Source organism: Mesorhizobium sp. M4A.F.Ca.ET.090.04.2.1 (assembly GCF_003999085.1).
Lineage (GTDB): Bacteria > Pseudomonadota > Alphaproteobacteria > Rhizobiales > Rhizobiaceae > Mesorhizobium.
Genome location: NZ_RZOT01000034.1, coordinates 1 through 18,948 on the forward strand (window position 1 = coordinate 1; position 18,948 = coordinate 18,948).

General features: G+C 61.6%; 15 protein-coding genes and 1 pseudogene. 9 read left to right on the top strand and 7 right to left on the bottom strand.

Annotated features, from left to right (window positions below):
• From EN781_RS04535 to EN781_RS04565, 7 genes and pseudogenes are all read right to left on the bottom strand, one after another.
• Positions 1-270 (bottom strand): annotated as a pseudogene (locus EN781_RS04535) (hypothetical protein); the annotation flags it as partial.
• A complete protein-coding gene (locus EN781_RS04540) occupies positions 261-1,538 on the bottom strand; it encodes a glycosyltransferase family 4 protein (RefSeq protein WP_126055872.1) in 1,278 nt (425 codons plus the stop codon). The gene EN781_RS04540 and the pseudogene EN781_RS04535, both read right to left, overlap by 10 nt.
• 14 nt (positions 1,539-1,552) lie before the next feature.
• Positions 1,553-2,197: a hypothetical protein gene (locus tag EN781_RS04545; protein WP_126055873.1), complete on the bottom strand. Its 645-nt coding sequence runs from the start codon at positions 2,195-2,197 to the stop codon at positions 1,553-1,555.
• A gap of 100 nt (positions 2,198-2,297) precedes the next feature.
• Complete coding sequence (locus EN781_RS04550; protein WP_126055874.1) at positions 2,298-4,268, bottom strand: hypothetical protein; 1,971 nt, start codon at positions 4,266-4,268, stop codon at positions 2,298-2,300.
• Complete coding sequence (locus EN781_RS04555) at positions 4,268-5,419, bottom strand: glycosyltransferase family 4 protein (protein WP_127399817.1); 1,152 nt, start codon at positions 5,417-5,419, stop codon at positions 4,268-4,270. The genes EN781_RS04550 and EN781_RS04555 overlap by 1 nt, the downstream gene beginning before the upstream one ends.
• Before the next feature lie 5 nt (positions 5,420-5,424).
• Positions 5,425-6,225: a glycosyltransferase family 2 protein gene (locus EN781_RS04560; RefSeq protein ID WP_126055876.1), complete on the bottom strand. Its 801-nt coding sequence runs from the start codon at positions 6,223-6,225 to the stop codon at positions 5,425-5,427.
• Positions 6,226-6,611: 386 nt separating this feature from the next.
• The gene (locus EN781_RS04565; protein WP_126055877.1) at positions 6,612-8,252 is read right to left on the bottom strand and encodes a hypothetical protein; all 1,641 of its coding nucleotides are present in this window, start codon (positions 8,250-8,252) and stop codon (positions 6,612-6,614) included.
• 105 nt (positions 8,253-8,357) lie between these two features.
• Here EN781_RS04565 and EN781_RS04570 point away from each other — a divergent pair, with 105 nt between their 5' ends.
• The 9 genes from EN781_RS04570 (at position 8,358) to EN781_RS04610 (ending at position 18,496) form a co-directional block, all read left to right on the top strand.
• Complete coding sequence (locus EN781_RS04570; protein WP_126055878.1) at positions 8,358-9,605, top strand: cellulase family glycosylhydrolase; 1,248 nt, start codon at positions 8,358-8,360, stop codon at positions 9,603-9,605.
• Positions 9,602-10,663 carry a glycosyltransferase gene (locus EN781_RS04575; RefSeq protein WP_126055879.1) on the top strand — a complete coding sequence of 354 codons (1,062 nt, stop codon included), beginning with the start codon at positions 9,602-9,604 and terminating at the stop codon, positions 10,661-10,663. The genes EN781_RS04570 and EN781_RS04575 overlap by 4 nt, the downstream gene beginning before the upstream one ends.
• Entirely contained in the window at positions 10,664-12,280 is a 1,617-nt protein-coding gene (locus EN781_RS04580; RefSeq protein WP_127399819.1) for a GMC family oxidoreductase, read from the top strand. It begins immediately after the preceding gene.
• 8 nt (positions 12,281-12,288) lie between these two features.
• Positions 12,289-13,197, top strand: coding sequence for an NAD(P)-dependent oxidoreductase (locus EN781_RS04585; protein WP_126055880.1), 909 nt, complete (start codon positions 12,289-12,291; stop codon positions 13,195-13,197).
• Between the two features lie 378 nt (positions 13,198-13,575).
• Complete coding sequence (locus EN781_RS04590; protein ID WP_189347313.1) at positions 13,576-14,553, top strand: NAD-dependent epimerase/dehydratase family protein; 978 nt, start codon at positions 13,576-13,578, stop codon at positions 14,551-14,553.
• Positions 14,553-16,472, top strand: coding sequence for an HAD-IIIA family hydrolase (locus EN781_RS04595; protein ID WP_127399820.1), 1,920 nt, complete (start codon positions 14,553-14,555; stop codon positions 16,470-16,472). The genes EN781_RS04590 and EN781_RS04595 overlap by 1 nt, the downstream gene beginning before the upstream one ends.
• Positions 16,469-17,470, top strand: coding sequence for a GHMP kinase (locus EN781_RS04600; RefSeq protein WP_126055884.1), 1,002 nt, complete (start codon positions 16,469-16,471; stop codon positions 17,468-17,470). The genes EN781_RS04595 and EN781_RS04600 overlap by 4 nt, the downstream gene beginning before the upstream one ends.
• Positions 17,467-18,174, top strand: a complete 708-nt coding sequence (locus EN781_RS04605) for an SIS domain-containing protein (RefSeq protein ID WP_126055885.1) — start codon at positions 17,467-17,469, stop codon at positions 18,172-18,174. Before EN781_RS04600 ends, EN781_RS04605 begins: the two co-directional genes overlap by 4 nt.
• A gap of 13 nt (positions 18,175-18,187) precedes the next feature.
• Entirely contained in the window at positions 18,188-18,496 is a 309-nt protein-coding gene (locus EN781_RS04610) for a hypothetical protein (protein ID WP_126055886.1), read from the top strand.
• Positions 18,497-18,948 lie beyond the last annotated feature (452 nt).

Below are 18,948 nucleotides of genomic sequence, written 5' to 3' on the forward strand. Positions count from 1 at the left end.
AGGATTCGGGACGATCTCGCCCACCAGCATGGTTCCGAGCCCCGCCTCGCCCAGCGTGCCGATAAGCCCCATCACGGACAGCAGCGCTGCGGTGTTGCCGATCACGTCCGGCGAAAACAGCCGCGCCGCGAGCCACCAATAGACAAACCCGAGGCCGGCCGCGGCAGTCGTTCCGATTGCCAGAGCGCCGGAATTCATTACGAGCGCGGCACTCTTTCGAAGCTCTCGACGCACGCGAACAATGGCCGTTCCGGCGCGGTCTACCGACATGGTTGCTGTCCCGAACCTTGCTGCGCCGGCACCGCGGACCTGGCGGCGGCTGGGCGCAGGACGTCCCGGTAGACCTGCTCGATCCGGGTCACCACCGCTCCGGCCTTGAGGCGCTCGACCTTGGCGAGGCTTGTCGCCTCCAGCCGGGCGAGCAAGGCGCGGTCCTCAAGAAGTGTCTGCATTGCGTTGGCGAGGGCCTGCGCGTCGCCGCTCGGCACGAGAAGGCCTGTTTCGCCATGGTCGACAATATCCGGCATGCCGCCGATGTCGGTTGCAACGACTGCCTTTCCGGACGCCATCGCTTCCATGATCACTGTCGCGCAGGCTTCTGGCCCCACCGACGGCAGCACGCCGAACAGTGAGCGCCGCCATGCATGCATGATGGCGGAATGCGGCCACATGTTGAAGACTAGAACGTTCGGCGGAAACTCGGTTGGCGTATCGGCGACCCGGCGCCCGACCAGGACAAGTTGCGGCGCACGCTCCAGGCTGGCATAGGCTTGCAGGAGAACGTCAATGCCTTTGAGGCGCGTCAAGTCGCCGACGAACAGGATGAATTCACTCCCGGGGAGTCCCCGCAGGCAGGCATCTTCCGGGCCAAGCACTTCGACATCGTCAGGCACGAAGTTGGGGATGACGTCGTAAGGAGCACGGCCTTGGGTGAGTCCGGTGTGACGGGCCACCGCGTGGCTCACTGCGATAAAGCGGTCCACCACGCGCCGAGCGGCGAAGCTCGATGCCCAGTTGCCCAAGCTGGTCGCGGCCGCCTTCACCGCGCCGTAATGCCCTGTTGCGCAGGGCAGGCACTTTGCCGGCGCTGGCCCACTGCAGAGATTGGCGCCCAAGTGCATGAAGTTCTTCTTCGCGCAGACAAGGCCGTAATCGTGGAGTGTAACCACGAGGCGTGCACCACTCAGACCTTTGAGCGGCAGGAAGGACGCGTAAATCCAGTTATGGGCGTGAACGATGTCCGGCTCCTCCCGGGCGACCAGCCGCTTCAGGGCAAGCACCAGTTCGGGATCCGGGAAGGGCGGTGCATGGCGGCGCTCGGGATCGGTGTGGAGGCCCGACAGCCGCTGGAGCGTGCCGCGCAGGCGATGCACGCGGACCGCGCCGTCCAGCTCGGTTTCGGGAGATCCGGGATGCATCAAGGTCCCGACGCTGACATGATGGCCCCGCTGCGCCAGAGCTGCGCCGAGATTGCGGACGTGCCGCTCCTCTCCCCCGATCACCGGGGGATAGAACTGCGACAGCAGCAGGATGCGCATGATCGAACCTCATTTCAGTTGCGCGGCACCAGCGTCGAAGCCCTGCGATAGAGCCGGTTATCCTCCGGTCGATAGAGCCGCGCCTCGGCCGTCTGGCGAGTTGCCAAGGCGGGCACCGGGATTTCCTGCGTCCAGGTGTCGCCCGGCGCGACCGCGATCGATCGGAAAACGGCGTACGGTTGCCCATCAAGAGTGATTTCCAGGTCGAATCGCTGAGGTTGGGTCTCGGCGCTCCTGATGCCGACGGTGATCCGGCCGGACCCGGCGCTGGCCCATGGCAACAGCCAGAACTCCGTGTACTTGAATTCCCGGTGGGCCGCTTCGTCCCGGACGGCCAGCGCGTAGGCTCCGCTCGCCACAAGCACCGCTAGCATCACCGCGGCCCCCTGCCAAAGTCGCAGCGGCGCAAGCGCCGGCCGGGCTGGCAGATCGGGAGTGTCGCGTCGGATGGCGGCCACCAGCGCCGCGGCGGCTGTCACCGCGCAGAACCAGACCGCCCAGCCGAGCGGCGTAAGGAAGCCTGTGGCGTTCAGGGCAAAGCCCCCGGCAATGCCGGCGGCCAAGCTTGCTCCGACCGCGTAGGTGAGGTGTTGCAGCACCGAGGTGGTCCGGACGCCAATGGCCCGCAGAATCGAGTGGCCCGAGACGACGAACATCATGGGCGCACCCAAGAGGGTACGGAGGAACACGCTGTCGCTGAGCGCAACGGCCGCCACCGTGACCGCCGCCCACAGACAGGCGACCAGGAGGTCCCGCTTGTTAGGAATTCCCATGCAATCCCCTCACGTCGTAGATCACGATCGAGCCGTTGTCGTAAATGCGGGCGACGCCCTGGACATCATTGAACTTGAGCAGCGCTGCGCCCGAAAGCGGCAGTCCCTTCTGCCGTTGCCACGGCTGAAAGTAGAAGCCCAGCACCGGCGGAGCCGTGGTCAGGCGCAGGTCCACCAGCAGGAAATCAATGTCGCTTCCTGCCAAGGCCCAAAACTCTTCAGGCCCCAATGTCTCACCCTCGAATATGCGCGCGGCATCGACGCCTTCTTTGATCTTGACCCTGACGTCCTGCCGGCCGTAGCTCGCAAGCAGAAGGCGGTTGATGCGGTCGGAGGTGAAGTGGTTTCCGGCACCGAGCCACTCCTTGGCCCAGCGCGCCGTTTCGATTCCCATGGGCTCGACTGAGTCCTGATCTGCCGCCACCCTGTAGCGCCCATGGATGGGATTGATCGTGGCACTCGCGACCCCGCCCACGACGATGACCGCCAGAGCAACGGCCGGTACGATGCGGCGCCACCCGCGCGGCGTGCGGCCCTGCCAGAAGTGGACGATGCTCACCGCGACGACCATCCCGACGCCGATGAACACGAACGTTCCCATGCGGTTGCCGATTTCCCATCCGGCGTTGGTCAGTCGGAAGGCCACCGAGACCGGGAGCCCGAAGGCCAGTAAGGTGAGGAGCACGAGGCGGCTGTCGCGCCAGCGGCGTTTGAGAATGGCCTGGATCGGACGCCAACCCGACCGCTCACCACTCGGCGCAGCCATGGCCAGCGACCGAAAGAATCCCGTTGCCAGGCCGAGTGCCAGCAGGATGAGCGCCAGCAAGGTGGTCAGCCGCATGTAGAGGGCCTTGTCCGGCGCTCCGAGGTGTTCCGATATTGGGGTGGCCGCGCCCAGGATCTTCCCGAGCAATGCGGAGAAGCCGGCCTCGATCACCGGGCCGAAATAGGCTGCGAGAGGGATGCCACTGGCCTGCATCCACAGGAACGGCAGACCTATGGCCAGGATCGCCGTGAGGCCCACGACGACCGCGGCCCCAATCCGCAGGGGGTCGTGCCGGCGCAAAGCCTCGAGGCCCGCCAGCGCCGCGAAATAGATGGCGGCAAAGGCGGCCGAAAGATGATGCGTGACCGCGAGGCTTGCCAACAGCACGGCAATCAGCGCGAACGACTTCAGCCTCGGTCGCCCGACGAGCTCCCTGGACGCTGCTTCGACCGTGAAGGTGAGCACGCACAACACGATGCCGACGCTCTCGTAGGAGAAACTCGAGTCGAACAGGAAGAAGGTCGAGCAGCCCATATAGGCCAGACAGGCGATGGCCGACATGCGCGGCGATCCGGCGATGCTTTCGAGGAACAGAAACAGGGCACCGATGAACGTGGCCTTGAGGACGGCCAACAAGAGCGTCCCCGCCACAACCAAGGGCAGTCCCGTCAGATCGACGATCGCCGTCGTCAGGATTTCCAGGGCGGGATACGTTGGCCCGATCGGGAAAAGCGGGTTGGACAGGAACAGCCGGCGCGCCGTGAGAAGATCCTCGGCTGCGATCCAGTGCAAGAACTCGTCGTAGCCGCTGAAGCTTGTCGGGGAATAGACCCTTTTGCAGTAGAATAGGGCTTCGGCAAGCAGGAACAGAAGGCACAGGCGCTCGCCGCGGGCTGTCGTCGGCCAGGCGATGCGGAGGCTGGTTGGAACCACGAGGAGGACAACACCGGACCAGAAGAGCACCGGCGCCACGTCATAGCCCCGGCGCCCGGCCGCGTGCCCGGCCACGATCAGGAGCAGAGCCGCGGCGGCCGTCAGGCACAGGATCGCGATCCATCCGGAGTTGGCCCGTTGCGGCGAGGGATCTGCGCTGCCGCCGCGAAGGTCGGGGCCGATAACGGCAGAGACGAAGCGTATCCCGGCCCTGAGCGGGTTTATCCTGGTTCGCGCGGTGAAATGAGCCGATGTCATCAGCCTGATGCTCCCGTCGCAGGAGGCCACGACATCACGCCGCCGGGAGTCAATCGGGCCGCGGATCGGCTGCTCAGGACATCGCAATAGACGTCGCTCAGCTTTTGCGCGCAGGCATCCCAGTCGGGCAGCGCCAAATCCGGCACCTCGCGATGAGCCTCCAGTTCCTCGGCCATGGCGGCGGCCAGCTCTCCCGGACCGGCGTTGCACGAAATCGCCCGGCACAGGCCATTGGCGGCAAGCTCCCGCAGACCGGACGTGTCGCTGACCAGGACCGGGCGGCGCAGCGACAGGGCTTCCATCACGGCGACCGGATGGGCTTCGTACTCGCTGAACAGCACGAACAGCGCGGCACTCGCCAGCAGGTCTGCCATTTTCTGCCGCTCGGATCCGGGGATGCCCGCAATTGTGACCCGCTTCTCGAGGCCGAGCGCCGCGACGAGGCGCCGCAATTCTCTCTCGTACGGCCCTGTACCGACGATGTGCAGCCGTACGTCCGGTACCCGGCGGATCAGGTCGGGCAAGGCCGCGATCGCCCGGTGATGGCCCTTGTAGCGCTCCAGCCTGCCGCCCGAGACGATCAGGTGCGGATCGACCTTTACGCCGGGGTTCGGAGCCGGCATCGCGGCGCCGTTGGGGATGACGACAAACCGCTCCCGCGGCACGCCCATCCTCGCGCTGAAGAAATCGGCTTCGAATTCGGAGACGCCGATCAGCCGCGCTGCCCGGGCTACCAGCGGCCGGAGCAGCGCATGCTGGGTGCGGCGTACTGCATTGCGCAGCCGGGAGGAATGCCCGCCGCTGTGGAAGGTCAGGACGAACGGCATACGGGTGCGGATGACTGCAAGCAGTCCGATCGGCACCACGAAACTGCTGTAACCCTGGAAGTGGACCAAATCCCAAGCCCCGCGCCGGATCGCGGTATAGATGCCGGGCGCCACATAGAGGTCCAGTTCCCTTGGCCAGGCCGGCACGCGCCGCACACGCATGCCGCGCACCTCCTCCTCAACCGGCAATTCGCCCGAGGGATCGGTGGTGAGCACGTCGACTGTGTGGCCACGCGCGACCAAGCGGGGACCGACCTCCTGGATGTGAGTTTCAGTGCCGCCCATGAAGGGATAGCAGCGAGCGGCAACCATCAGGATTCGCATCAGGCCTACCCGCCGTCATCACAGGCTGTCACGCCTCGCCTGTGCTGTTGGTGAACCCTCTCACGCAGGATGGTCTTGAGGACGCGCCAGCCGTCCGGGATTGCGCGCAAATGGCTCTCGCCGCTGATGCGGGGAGCCTCGAAACTCGCCACCTCGACGATATTGAGGTGGTTCTTCAATGCCCGTACGTTGATCAGGGTCTCTATCTCGAAGCCATCGCAGTCGCAATTCAGCGTGCCGACGTGCTTGGTCCAGAAGGCTATGTATCCGTAGCATAGGTCGGAGAACCAACCGCCATAGAGCAGTCGCACGAACAGGGTCAGCCCCCTGTTGCCAAACATCCGGAACAGCGACATGTCATCGGTACCGGCGCCCTGGATAAAGCGTGAACCCTTGACGAGATCCGCGCCGGCCATTAGCGCACTGACAAAGACGATCGCCTGCTCCGGCACCATGGAGCCATCAGCGTCCAGCATGACGATGATGTCGCCTGTGGCGGCCCGGAATCCCGCTTGCAGTGCAGCGCCCTTGCCCCGGCGGGGCTCCATCACAACCTTCACGTCCGCGCGCAGGCCGCGCGCGACCGCGACAGTGTCGTCTGTCGATCGACCATCCACGATAATGATCTCATGCGCCCAGCTGGGGATGCGCGGCAGAAGCCAGGGGAGGTTCTCGGCTTCATTGAGCGTCGGGACGATGAAGCTCACTCGGGGCAGCGTCAGTGCTCGCTGCAGGGCAAATTCAATCGGGTCGGGCGGCGATACGGCACCGACGTGGGCGAGTTTGCTGGAGAGGCGCTCATTCATGGCAGCGCGCGGCCAACGACAAGCCGCAGGGGCCAGCTCCAATGACCGCCACATCCGCAGATGCTTGATCCAACCATATGAGGGCTCCCGGCCATAGAGAAATGAAGATGAGATGAAAGAAGATCGGTGCGCTTACGGCCCCCTTAGAGCTTTGGCTATTATACGAGCATTACCGGTGAAGATCTGAAATGGAAGGACAATGGATGATTAGCGAAGGGACAATAGATGATTAGCTCTTTTGGGGTATCCCTTAAGGTTGTTTTCAGCTCATACCACCAGCACGGATAGTACGGCGGCGGCGGCGATCACCTTCACGGCTGTGTTGGCAGGCTCGAGCGCGCCCGATTCTTTACAGGCTGCGCTCGAGCCGCCTTGGCTGCGGCCAGCTAACCCGGTGAGACCGGCCAGGAGACGGGCTGCCCGCACGGTTCCGAGACCCCGCTCGGTCCCGAGACCGGCGCGTCGGGCACCAGCAACCGATACGAGGTCGTCACCTCTCGCAAACCCCGGATATGCCCGAACAGGTCGATCACCTCCAGGCCGGACCGGCGGTTGTAGGTGTGACATCCCAACGCTCCGGACCAAATGCGACCGATCGGAGTCTGAGCAAACTCCGACGCGCCCAGCGCATCGATCTGGCAGAACGTCACCGCGCCGCCATAGCCGCGCGCGCAGTCCTGGACCGGGCGTAGCGCGCGTCCGCCGTATCGGATGACGGCGCCTGCGGGGCGACTAAGCCTGGCATCGAGCAGAACGGGGTTGGCGGCATGAGGCGTCCAAGACCCGGTCAGGCTCTCGGCATGGTAGAGGCTCAAGGCGTCCCAGGACGTGGACCTCCACAGCCTTGGGCTGACGAAAAACCAAAAGCCGCCGTCATGCCAGAGCGGCGTGGTATCGTAGCCCTCAATGCCTTCCATGAGGCAGGCCTCCCGTGTCCACCGGTAGGGGAACTCCACTGCCCTGTAGAGGCTGACATTCCTGGCCGCCCCCGATTCAGGGATCATCCAGATCTGACCATTCTGCTCGAACACGAACGGGTACGAGAGGTGATGCGGTTCCTCCACAACGATCCGGGATGCGCCGACTGTCCCGTCCCGGTTCACTGCAACAACCGCAATGCACCCGCGGTTCTTCGAGTAGAGGTACTGTTCGACAAAGATGAAATCCTGCCCCTGGTGCCGGAACGGGAACGGGTCGGCAAGGTAGCCGTCGGCATTTCCGGTGAGCACCCGGAAGGCGGCTTCGCCTTTGTCGAGCAGGCTCGCCGATTCATCGAAGCGCCAGCCAATCCCCCACATCCTGCCGCCTCTCGCCAGGGCGTCCAAAAGGCCGATCGCCTTCGATGCAACCGTGCCGGTCGCCCTGGCAAGCGCCGATAGCGCGCCAAACGAAGGTGGTGCCGTCCGTGGACCGGGGCTTGCGGACGCAGCCGAACCGGTCTCCTCGGCCAGGGCTTTGAGGATCAGCGGCACAGCGCAGGAAAGGGCGCTGTCGAGCCTCAAGGCCAACACTTGACGGTCTGCGCTGGTCGGGCGCGCCGTCCACGGTCGCAATGGGCGCGCCGTGTCATGCAGGTCGACGAGAAGATCTTGATGATTCACCCAGGCCGCCACGACTCCGATCTCGCCGGGTGCGCCGTTGAAGACCGGGGTGATCACGCGCCGCGCGGCCGGGAGCGATTCCGACCCGCTCAAATCGATCACCACATCCATTTGGCCGGCTGGAGGCGGCGGCAGGCACCGCAGCTCCGCTTCGACGGGGTCAATGGCGCCCTTCCCGCGAAAGCCATAGACCAGTCGTTCGAGTTCGAGCAGCAGACGGAAGATCAACGGCAGCGGGCGGCAGTCGGCCGCGAAAGCGCAGGAGACATCGTTGCCGGGCACTTCAGCGAGCGCCTCTGCCAACCATAGATGCCAGCGCAGCAGCCGCGACGGATCGAGACTCAAGCAAATGCGCATTGTTGTTCTCACGTCGGGTTTCAAGAACACGTCGGATTTCAAGAAGACGACAGCTTTGACGAGAACCACCAGCCAGCACCACTATGCCCGATCGACGCCGGTCTGTGCGAGGCCAGAGGAGGTAATCCTTAGGGGCGATTGCACTCAGCGCCCGGCCAGAGCCACATGCAGGGAATGGTGATCGACTGGCAGCGGGCGAAATATGGACTGCGCAATGCGTGGTGGTGTGCACTTGCGCTCGCGTTCGTCTCCGTTCTGGCAATCGCGAGCACCGTGGACAAACCATCGGCAACGTCCTTCATCAAGACTTCCGGAACGAGCTTCACGCTGGACGGCAAGCCGTTCTTCGTGACCGGCGTAAACAACCACTATCTGACCTACGGTTCGCAGGATGAGGTCACCCGCGTTCTCGATGACGCCGTGGCGATGGGCGCCAACGTGGTCCGCATCTTCCTCCAGCCGGTGATCGGGTCGCTCGACGGAAGCGTCCCCACGATCTGGAATTGGCGGCTTGAAGGCGAAGCCAGCAATCTCGCGGTCAAGGGCACGTACCTGCTCTACTGGGATCCAAGTCAAAACAGGATGGCGATCAATGACGGCGCCAACGGCATGCAGAAGGTTGATTTCCTCATTGCCGAGGCCGGCAAGCGGCGCCTGAGGCTGATCATCGCCATCGTGGATTTCTGGGCCTTCACGGGTGGCGCCCAGCAGATGCGGGCCTGGTATGGCAGCAGCGACGAATCCACGTTTTTCTTCACTGACCCGCGCACGAAGCAGGACTACCGGACTTGGGTCCGCCACGTTGTGCAGCGCGTCAACCCGCTCACCGGGCTTGCCTACCGGGACGACCCGACCATCATGGCTTGGGAGTTGATCAACGAAGGCAATGCGCAGCCATTGACCTTGCGGTTGACCTGGACTGCCGAAATGTCGGCCTACGTGAAGTCCCTCGATTCCAATCACCTTGTCAGCTCAGGGAATGCCAACATTTTCGACCCGAAGTTAGCCGATTTGACCATCCCGACCCTCGATTTCGGGACCTGGCACGGCTATCCGATCTTCTACAATCTCACGATCCAGCAATTCAACGACATGATCCCCGAGTTCTGCCAGCTGGCAGCCCGCGCCAAAAAGCCGGTTCTTATGGAGGAATTCGGCCATGCCCGCTCCAATCAGAACGCGGCTGAAGCTTACGCCATGTGGCTCGACACGGTGACGCATGATCGCAACTGCGCCGGCTGGATGGTGTGGCGGCTGGTGTCGCTGCAGGACAGCGGACGCTATCCCGCCGACGAACACGACCAGTTCGATATCCACAATGACGGCGGTGCGCTCTGGACCATCCTCAAAGCCGCCACGGCTCGGGCGAGGCAGACACGCGAAACCAGCCTGGCCTCAGAAACCAGCCGGCGGGTGCCATGACCAAAGGCTCTGTCGTTGCGACAACCGGGCAGCCTGAGGATAGCGTCAGCAGCGAAAGCCGGCAGATTCCGCGCTGCCCCACGATCTCAGTGCTTATCTGTGCCTACACTGAAGACAGGTGGGAGCTGTTGGTTCAGTCCGTGGCCTCGGCGCAGGAGCAGACCTTGCAACCCTGCGAGATCATCGTCTGCGTCGACCAGCCCCTGTTCCGCCGTTGTGCCGCCTACTGGGCTGACTCCGCCGCATCCATCCCTCCTATACGGGTGATCCAGAACAAGTTTGACGGGCACCTGGGGTCGGCCCGAAACACGGCGGCCGAGGCGGCCGCCGGAGAGATCCTGGCGTTCCTGGATGACGATGCAGCTGCCGACAAGGACTGGCTCGAGATACTCACCGAACCGTACCAGGATGAAGGCATCGGCGCCGTCGGCGGGCGTCCCCTACCTGTTTTCGAGACTGGCCGTCCAGCCTGGTTCCCCGTGCAGTTCGACTGGGTGTTCGGATGTGCTTACGATGGCCTTCCGACCAGCCGAGGCCCTTTGGCTCACCTCATAGGCGCCAACATGTCGGTGCGGCGAACCCTCCTCGAGCAGGTCGGAGGGTTCCATTCCGACCATCACGACGACATGGACATGTGCCACCGCGTGGCGCATATCAAGGGCAGTGAGGCGGTCATCTATGAACCGGCGGCGACCGTCCGCCATTTTGTGCACGCCTCACGGCCGACCTGGAAATACTTCTGGCGCCGCTGCTTCTTCGTCAACAAGGGGAAGGTCGAGGCCTTCGCCCAGATGGGCGACGCCGCCACTCTTGGTGCAGAGTCGCGCTTCGTCTGGTACGCGCTGACGAAGGGCGTACCGCGGGAGATTTTGCAAGCGGCCAAGGGTGACGTCCACGGGCTGGCCCGGTCCGCAGCAATAATCGCTGGCTTGGGCCTGGCCGCGGCAGGCCACGTCGCCGGCAGGATCGAACTGGTGCGGCGCTTGCGCCGGCGGCGCCAACAGGCGACTAAGCAGATACTGGACACGGCCGCGCAAGGCGGTGGGCCTGGGGAGTAGATGCCGTCTTCGATAATCATTGGTTCGGGTCCGGCTGCAGCAGCCGCCGTGTTGGCGCTATCCGAGAAACCGGACGAGAAGATAACCGTGTTCGATCCGGGCACCGTGCTGGACGCGGAGACGCAGGAGGTGATCTCCAGGCTGTCCAAGCAGCCTGTCGACAACTGGGATGAGGAGGACGTCCGCCGGGTAAGCCTGCAACCCAAGCGGATCCAGTCCGATTCGCTGCCTGAAAAGAGAAGTTACGGATCCGATTTCCCGTTTGCCAACAAGGGTCAGCTCGACGGCGTCCACGCCGAGGGCAGAGTCAATTCAGCTGTCATATCAAGCGCCTACGGGGGCTTCAGCAATGTCTGGGGGGCCCAGATCATGCCCTTCAGCGCTGCCACGTTCAAGGGATGGCCGTTCGACTTCTCGGATTTGGAAGAGCACTATCGGACAATCCTGCGTCACATTCCTTTCGCTGGACAGTCCGACGATCTCGAGGAGTGGTTCCCACTCATCGGATCGCCGGAGCCGCTTCCGCCACTGGCGCCGCGGACGCAGATGGTTCTGGCCAACTACGACCGGCACCGCGATCGGGTGCGCTCCACTGGCATAACGATAGGCCGCGCTCGCCTCGCCTTCTCAGCGCCCGAATGCCAGCCTTGCGGCCTATGCATGACCGGGTGCCCGCGGTCGCTAATCTTTTCGGCCTCGCACAGCTTCGATCGCTTCAGGCGCAGCGGGAGGATCGATTACCACAGCGGGCTGCTTGCGGTGCGAGTCGGCCAGGAGGGCGACACGGCCGTCGTGCAGGCCCGGGAATTGTCCACCGGCCGGATGCAGCGATTCACAGCCGACCGGATCTTCGTGGGCTGCGGAGCAATCGGGACCACTCGGCTGATCCTAGGTTCGCTCGGATCGGACCTGCCGGTGCATCTTTCGGAATCGGCTCAGTTCGTCCTTCCAATGATGTCCATGAAGCCGACCCCCGACCCGCGTGCAAGGCGCGACTTCACGCTCAACCAGTTCACCATGGCCATCGTCCTGGACGACGAAGGCTTCGATGTCTCCCAAATTCACTTCTATCCGTTCAACCAGGCATACTACGATGCGCTTCCCCGCTTCCTCCAACACCGCGCCGCCGCCTTCGCGACGGATCGGCTCCTGAGCCGATTGACAATAGGCCTGGGCTACCTGCCGTCCTGGGCGTCACCCAAGGTCCGGGTGAGCGCCCAGATGTCCGCGGCTCCAGATGAGCTACCCCAGATCACCCTCACTTCGGAGGGCTTCAGCCAGGCCAGGGTCAGGGGCAAATACGCGCCTCCGATGCTGCCTGACGTAATAAAGCGGATCCGCAGGGCGGCACCCTACCTTGACTTGTGGCCCATCACACCGCGGATGCTGTGGTCGGGCGGGGCCAAGAGCTACCACTTTGGCGGCAGCTTTCCTCACGCCGGTGAGCCGGATTCCGGGACTGCGACGACAGACCGCCTCGGGCGACTGGTGCGCTGGGACCGGGTCCATCTCATCGACGGGTCGGTTTTCCCAAATGTTCCAGCGACCACCTTTACCCTGACTGTGATGGCCAATTCTCATCGCATCGCCCGCGAAGCGATGCAGCTGGCGAGTTGAGCGTTCAAATGCGGGTCGGCATCACCGGAGCCAACGGATATGTCGGGACCATCCTGCGTGCCACCTTCGCCGAAGAAGGGCATGAGGTCATCGCGTTCGTCCGTCCGAACCGGGTGACCTCCGAATCTGCCGCCGCAATGGCCGGCGTCGCCGAGTGGCGCCCCTATGAGATCAGGCGCCCACCGTCGGGGAGCGCAATCAGCGACCTGGATGTCCTCATCCATGGTGCATGGGACCTGACTCTTGTCAGCGCCGGCGATGTGTGGGGTGTCAATGTGTCTGGCTCGCAGCAGCTCCTCCGCAATGCCGCCGATGCAGGGGTTCGCCGGGTCATTTTCATCTCCTCGATGTCCGCTTATGAGGGAACCCGGCAGCTTTATGGCCAAGCGAAGCTGGCCTGCGAGCGCACCGCAAACAGTCTGGGAGGTGTCTCCACCCGCCTCGGACTGGTGTACGGCCCCGGTTGGGGCGGGATGGCAGGCGCGCTCCGCAAGCTCACTAACCTGCCGATCACGCCTCTCATCGGAGCGCGCTCCCATCAGTTCACCGTGCATGAGGCGGACATGGCCGCCGCCATGGTGCGTATTGCCGTGTCGGACATGCATCTGCCGGAACCGGTAGGGCTGGCCAACCCCGAACCGGTACCGTTCCGACGGCTCATGAAAGAGATCGCCGCATCACAAGGCAGAACACTGCACGCCGTCGCCGTGCCCTGGCAGCTTGTGAGTGGCCTCCTCAAGGCAGCCGAGGCCTTGCATGTCCCCCTGCCCTTCCGATCCGACTCCATCCTCGGGCTCGTGCACCCGGCGCAAGAGGTCCCCGGTGTAGCGCTGCTCAAGCAGCTCGGAATCGAGTTTCGGAACTTCTCGCTGGGCGGCGATCGACCCTCTTCCGGGACATTGCGTCGATATTCTTAGTCGAAGACCGGCTCGATGCGCCAGCGACACAAATGGCGAGACTCCGCGATCGGCACGCGTGAACAGACTGCAGAGCGCCGTGACCGTTCCTGGGATGTTGTTGGCGTCGCCGCGCAGGCGAGCGCGGCGCGATCCGGTCCGATCAGCAAAATGGGGCTACCCCTGAGGAACGATCGCGGATCGGAGAAAACCATGCGATGATTCAGAAAGACGCATGAGACGCATGAGACGCATGACCTTAACGACGGGCGCAGCTTAACGCCCAGCCCGGTCGAACTCCCGGCTCTCCAGCGGTGAAGGCTTGCAGACGGAAGTCATTGCAGAATCCGGAAGACTTGTGGCGCGAAAGCCTGCGCACATGAGGAAGGGGCAATCCGATTGGGTGAACCGCACGCCATCTTCGTATCGGGAGTTGCGGGCTTTGTAGGAAGCAGGCTTGCAAGGGTCTTTATCGATCGTGGGTATCCGGTCTTCGGTTTTGACAACCTGTCGCGAGGTTCTCGGGAAAACCTGAACGGGCTTCTCGCGCATGAGCGGTTCATTTTTGAGAAAGTGGATCTCTCAGACGCGGGTGCGGTGAGAAGCCGCTTCATGAATTGTCACCGCCGCATTCCGATTTCCGAAGTTTGGCACATGGCTGCCAATTCGGACATCCCTGCAGGAATCGCCGATGCTTCCGTTGATCTGCGCGATACCTTTCTATCGACGTTCAACGTGTTGCAGGCAATGAAGGAGGCCGGGGTTCCGTTCCTTGCTTTCGCGTCCAGCTCAGCCGTGTACGGCGATTTGGGGGAGGCTCCGATCAGAGAGGATGTCGGGCCGCTGCTGCCCATCTCCAACTACGGTGCCATGAAGCTCGCATCGGAGGCGCTCATCAGCGCTGCCGTCGAGAACTGGTTGGACCGGGCCTTGATCTTTCGCTTTCCGAACGTGATCGGTGTTCCAGCAACACACGGTGTCATCCTGGATTTCGTGAGAAAGCTAAAGGTCTCGCCAAGCAAACTGAATGTTTTGGGGTCGGGGCGGCAACGCAAGGCATATCTTCACGTCAATGATCTGATCGACGCGATTGTCTACTTGCGTGCAAACGCATCCGAGCGGCTTGGCTGCTACAATATCGGTCCAGAGGACAAAGGGGTAACCGTTAGCTTCATAGCGGAAACGACTGTAGAGGCTGTCGCACCGGGCGCCGGGATCGAATACGGTGTTGAGGATCGCGGTTGGGCGGGAGATGTTCCCCGATTTTCCTATGACATAGCAAAACTTCGTGCGCTCGGCTGGCGGCCCCAGCTTGGTTCGGCCGACGCTGTTCGAAAAGCCGTCGTAGAAATCGTGCGGCAGGAAGGACACCTGTGATGCAAGCCGTTGTACTTGCAGGTGGTCGAGGGACGCGGCTCAGGGGCCGGATAGGTGATTTGCCTAAGTCGCTAGCCAACATTGGCGGCAAGCCACTTCTCGAGCATCAAATCGTCCTCGCCAAGCAACACGGGATTGAGAAGATCTTGATCCTGGTGAACCACGCAGCCGAGCAAATTGTGGAATTTTGCAATCAGCGCGAGAATTGGGGGATCGACGTTCTTTGCGTGGATGACGGTGCGCCTCGCGGGACCGCTGGAGCAGTACTGTCGGTTTTGGACCTGCTCGACGACGACTTCCTTACGATCTATGGCGACACGATGCTCGACGTCGATCTCACCCGCTTTAAGTGCTTCCACGAAAAACACAAGGCAGCGGCAACAATTTTCACCCATCCGAACGATCACCCGCATGATTCCGATCTGATAGAAACGTCAGAAGATGGCATCGTTACCGCATTCCATCCATATCCACATGATCCAGAATTCTTTTATCCTAATAAAGTCAGCGCCGCTCTTTATTATATACGAAGACAAGCTCTATTCCCATGGCGCTCCACGGTAACTCCTCTCGATTTTTGCAAGGACCTCTTTCCTGAAATGCTTCTGGCTGGCGCGGAAATTAGAAGCTATAGCAGCCCTGAGTACATAAAAGACGCGGGAACCCCGGCAAGACTTGACAAGGTCTGCGCCGACTTTGCATCGGGCCGCATAGCTCGAGCTTCACTCGCATCGCCGCAGAAAGCAGTATTCCTGGACAGGGATGGGTGCATCAATGTTGACCATGGACATATCGATCGTCCCGAACGCTTCGAACTGATTGAGGGGGCGGCCGCCGCGATCGCCTGTTTCAACCGGGCCGAGTACCGGACAATCGTCGTTACTAACCAACCCGTTGTGGCGAGAGGCGACTGCTCCATACGAGACCTGCGGATGATCCATAACAAGATGGAGTCTGAGCTTGGTCGCTGCGGTGCTTTTGTTGATGCCATCTACTTCTGCCCGCACCATCCAGATCGCGGCTTTGTCGGTGAGGTGGAAGCACTGAAGGTCCGCTGCAAATGCCGCAAGCCTGCTACCGGGCTGATCGATGAAGCGGTCGAGGCATTCAATATCGATCGCAGTCAATCCTGGATCATCGGCGATTCCTCTACGGACATTGCTCTCGCAAAACGGTCTGGCATCAGATCGATCTTGGTTGAGACGGGCGCGGGCGGTTTGGATAGCAAATATCATGTCATGCCCGACTACACCGTCTCGGACTTGTCCGAGGCTGCCAAGCTCATTCTCACTGTTCATCCGACCTTGATAGACACAGCATCTGATCTGATCGCGCATGTGAAGCCGGGTGATGTTTGTTTCGTGGGGGGGCTTTCCCGCAGCGGAAAGAGTGTTCTTTCCAGCGCTATCGCTGAGGTTCTTCGCGGCCGCGGCTTTGATGCGCAAGTTGTTGCTCTTGATCGCTGGATACGTCCCGTCGCCGATCGCGAACCAACGGTGATTGGTCGTTACGATATGAACGAGATCAGGAAGGTTCTAAGGCGCCTGGTGGGCGTTCGTTCTCGCGAGACGCACGATCTGCCCTATTACGACAAGCTGAGCCGCGCATCGCATCCAAGATCGGAAAAGATAACCATTTCTCCGGAAACCGTCCTGGTCGTGGAAGGAGCCGTCGCTCTTTCGCTGTGCGATGTGGTTTTGCACGGTCGTGCACACACATTCTTCGTCGATATCGATGAGGAGTTGAGGAGGTGCCGAGTAACGCGCGAATACTCGCGCCGAGGAGTGGATCGGGAGGCTGCGGCGAGTATCTACAGTTCGCGCCAGAAGGATGAGGCACCGATCGTGCTGGCATCGCGGGCGCGTGCTGAACATTGCATCCAATTGCGAGCGATCGAACTGATTGAGGCAGTCGGATGATTATCAGCCAAACGCCGCTTCGTGTGAGCTTTGTGGGAGGTGGCAGCGACCTTCCCGCCTTCTATCGGCAGGAGGGCGGTGCCGTCCTGAGCGTTGCTATCGACAAATACGTCTACGTGAATGTGAACCGCAAATTCGATAACGGCACCCGCATCGCTTACTCCAAAACGGAAGAGGTGGATAGCGTTGAGGATATCCAGCATCCGATTGTCAGGGCGACGATGGGATATCTCGGGATCTGTGGAGGCGTCGAGATAACAACCATTGCCGATATTCCATCGAAGGGAACAGGACTTGGATCCTCGAGCGCTTTTACTGTTGGCCTTCTGCACGCGTTGAACGCGTTTCGGGGGCAGTATGTCTCCAAGGCAAAGCTCGGCGCTGACAGTTGTCGCATTGAGATCGAACTTTGTGGCGCACCCATTGGAAGGCAAGATCAATACGCCGCTGCCTTCGGAGGGTTGAACCTTATCGAGTTTCACTCTGATGACAGCGTTTCGGTATCACCGCTCATATGCCCGCGCGATTTCATCGCTTCAATCGAGAAGCAAGTTCTCATGTTTTACACCGGCATTACGCGCAGTGCCTCAGACATCCTCGTCCGACAGTCGGAAGGCATCGCAAGAGCGCCGGACAAGCGGAAAGCGCTCAGGCGGATGGTCGAGCTCACGTATCAGCTTCGTGATGAGCTGCATCGATGTAACCTCAACGCCTTTGGCGAAATCCTCCACGAGAACTGGCTCTTAAAAAAGGGCCTCTCCGAAGACATCACGAACGATGCAATCGATCACTGGTACCAAACTGCGATGCAGGCGGGTGCGAGGGGCGGCAAGTTACTCGGAGCAGGTGCGGGAGGTTTTCTCATGTTCTTCGCGCCTCTCGATCGCCACGAGGCAATCAAAGCGGCCCTCGGGAACCTAAAGCATTTCCCCGTGAGGTTCGACTTCGCCGGGAGCCGCATCGTTCACTATCAACCGACATCGGAGTCCACCCAATGAAACATTTTGGCGGCAGTACCCAATCAACCGACATCGGAGCCCGCCCAATAAATCATCTTGGCGGGAGCGCTCAAGCCTATTTCAAGAAACTTGAGACCGTCCTGGCTTCATTGGACCACCAAAGCTTCGACAATGCAGTGGCCTTGGTCGCGCAGGCACAGGAGGATGGCAAGCAGATAATCACGCTTGGAAATGGCGGCAGTTCACTCACTGCTCTACATTTCATCACCGACTGGAACAAGAGCATCTATCTCTCCACGAAGCGCCCGTTTCGTGGTCGGACACTTGTCGACAATGTGGGACTTACATTCGCTTATGCCAACGATGTTTCATTCCAGGATGTGTTCGTCGAGCAACTGAAGAACATCCTGAACGAGGGCGACTTGGTCATCGCAATTTCAGGAAGCGGAAACTCGGAAAACGTTTTGCGCGCCGTTCGATACGCAAACGATCACGGCGCAGTTACGTTAGGTCTTTGTGGATATGGCGGAGGAACGCTCCGGCAGATCGCCCAACACGTGGTTTGGGTCAATGTGAACGACATGCAACTGTCGGAAGATATACATTCTATGTTCGGGCACGTCGTTATGCAGACTCTTTGTTTTGCAAGTACACAAAAGTGGAGCGATCGGCGACAAAAGCGCAGCGCGGCTGGAGGCCTCAATCCGAATCTAGCTGGCGCCGAAACGGGCTGGCGATCCTGATCGAGAACAAACGATGCCGCATTATCTGTTCTACGTTCTGGACGAACACGGCCAGTTCATGGGCGGGGTCAACCTTGCCTGCGCCGACGACATTACGGCGAAAGAGTACGCCAGGCGGTTTGCCGACGGCCACGAGGTGGAGCTTTGGCGATTGGTTGCGCGGTTCAAAATTGACAAACCGCGTGGCCGTCCCGCAGCGACGAAGCACCCTCGTGCCGTAGCGCCACGTTCCAGCCATTTAAACAAGCCGCTCAGGCGATCACACTTCCCCCATGGATTCGGTTGCACGTCTTGGCCCTATTCAAATCTTGAGAGATTTTGACCCCGATACAGGCACGTTGGCGTTGCGATTGGACGACCTGTCCAGTGCTGTACAGCGCTCGATGACGGCGAGCCTTGTAACCTTCGATCGTTGAAAGCGACTGACGCGGACATCGCCGCCATGCCGCCGGCGACGTCGCTCGGGCGTGGAGCGTCGTCAACGCCGCAAGGCGACATCGGCCAAGCGCATCGACGCGCAAACGGCACGGTTCGAACGGCCGCGCCGGCAGCCCCCAACAGACCCGACGGCCCGTCCGCCACGCAGCATCGGAAGTCATCCCTGCCGCACTTCTCGATGACCTGATTTGCGAACGACCCGCTCGAACCGACGGGCGCCCAAGCCAGAGCAACATTACAACCGACGGACACGGCTTGGGAGGACATCCGGAAGGCCGCCTCGGCGCGGCTGTTCGATCACTTTCCGTATTAGAATGTGTTAATAAGTTATATTAG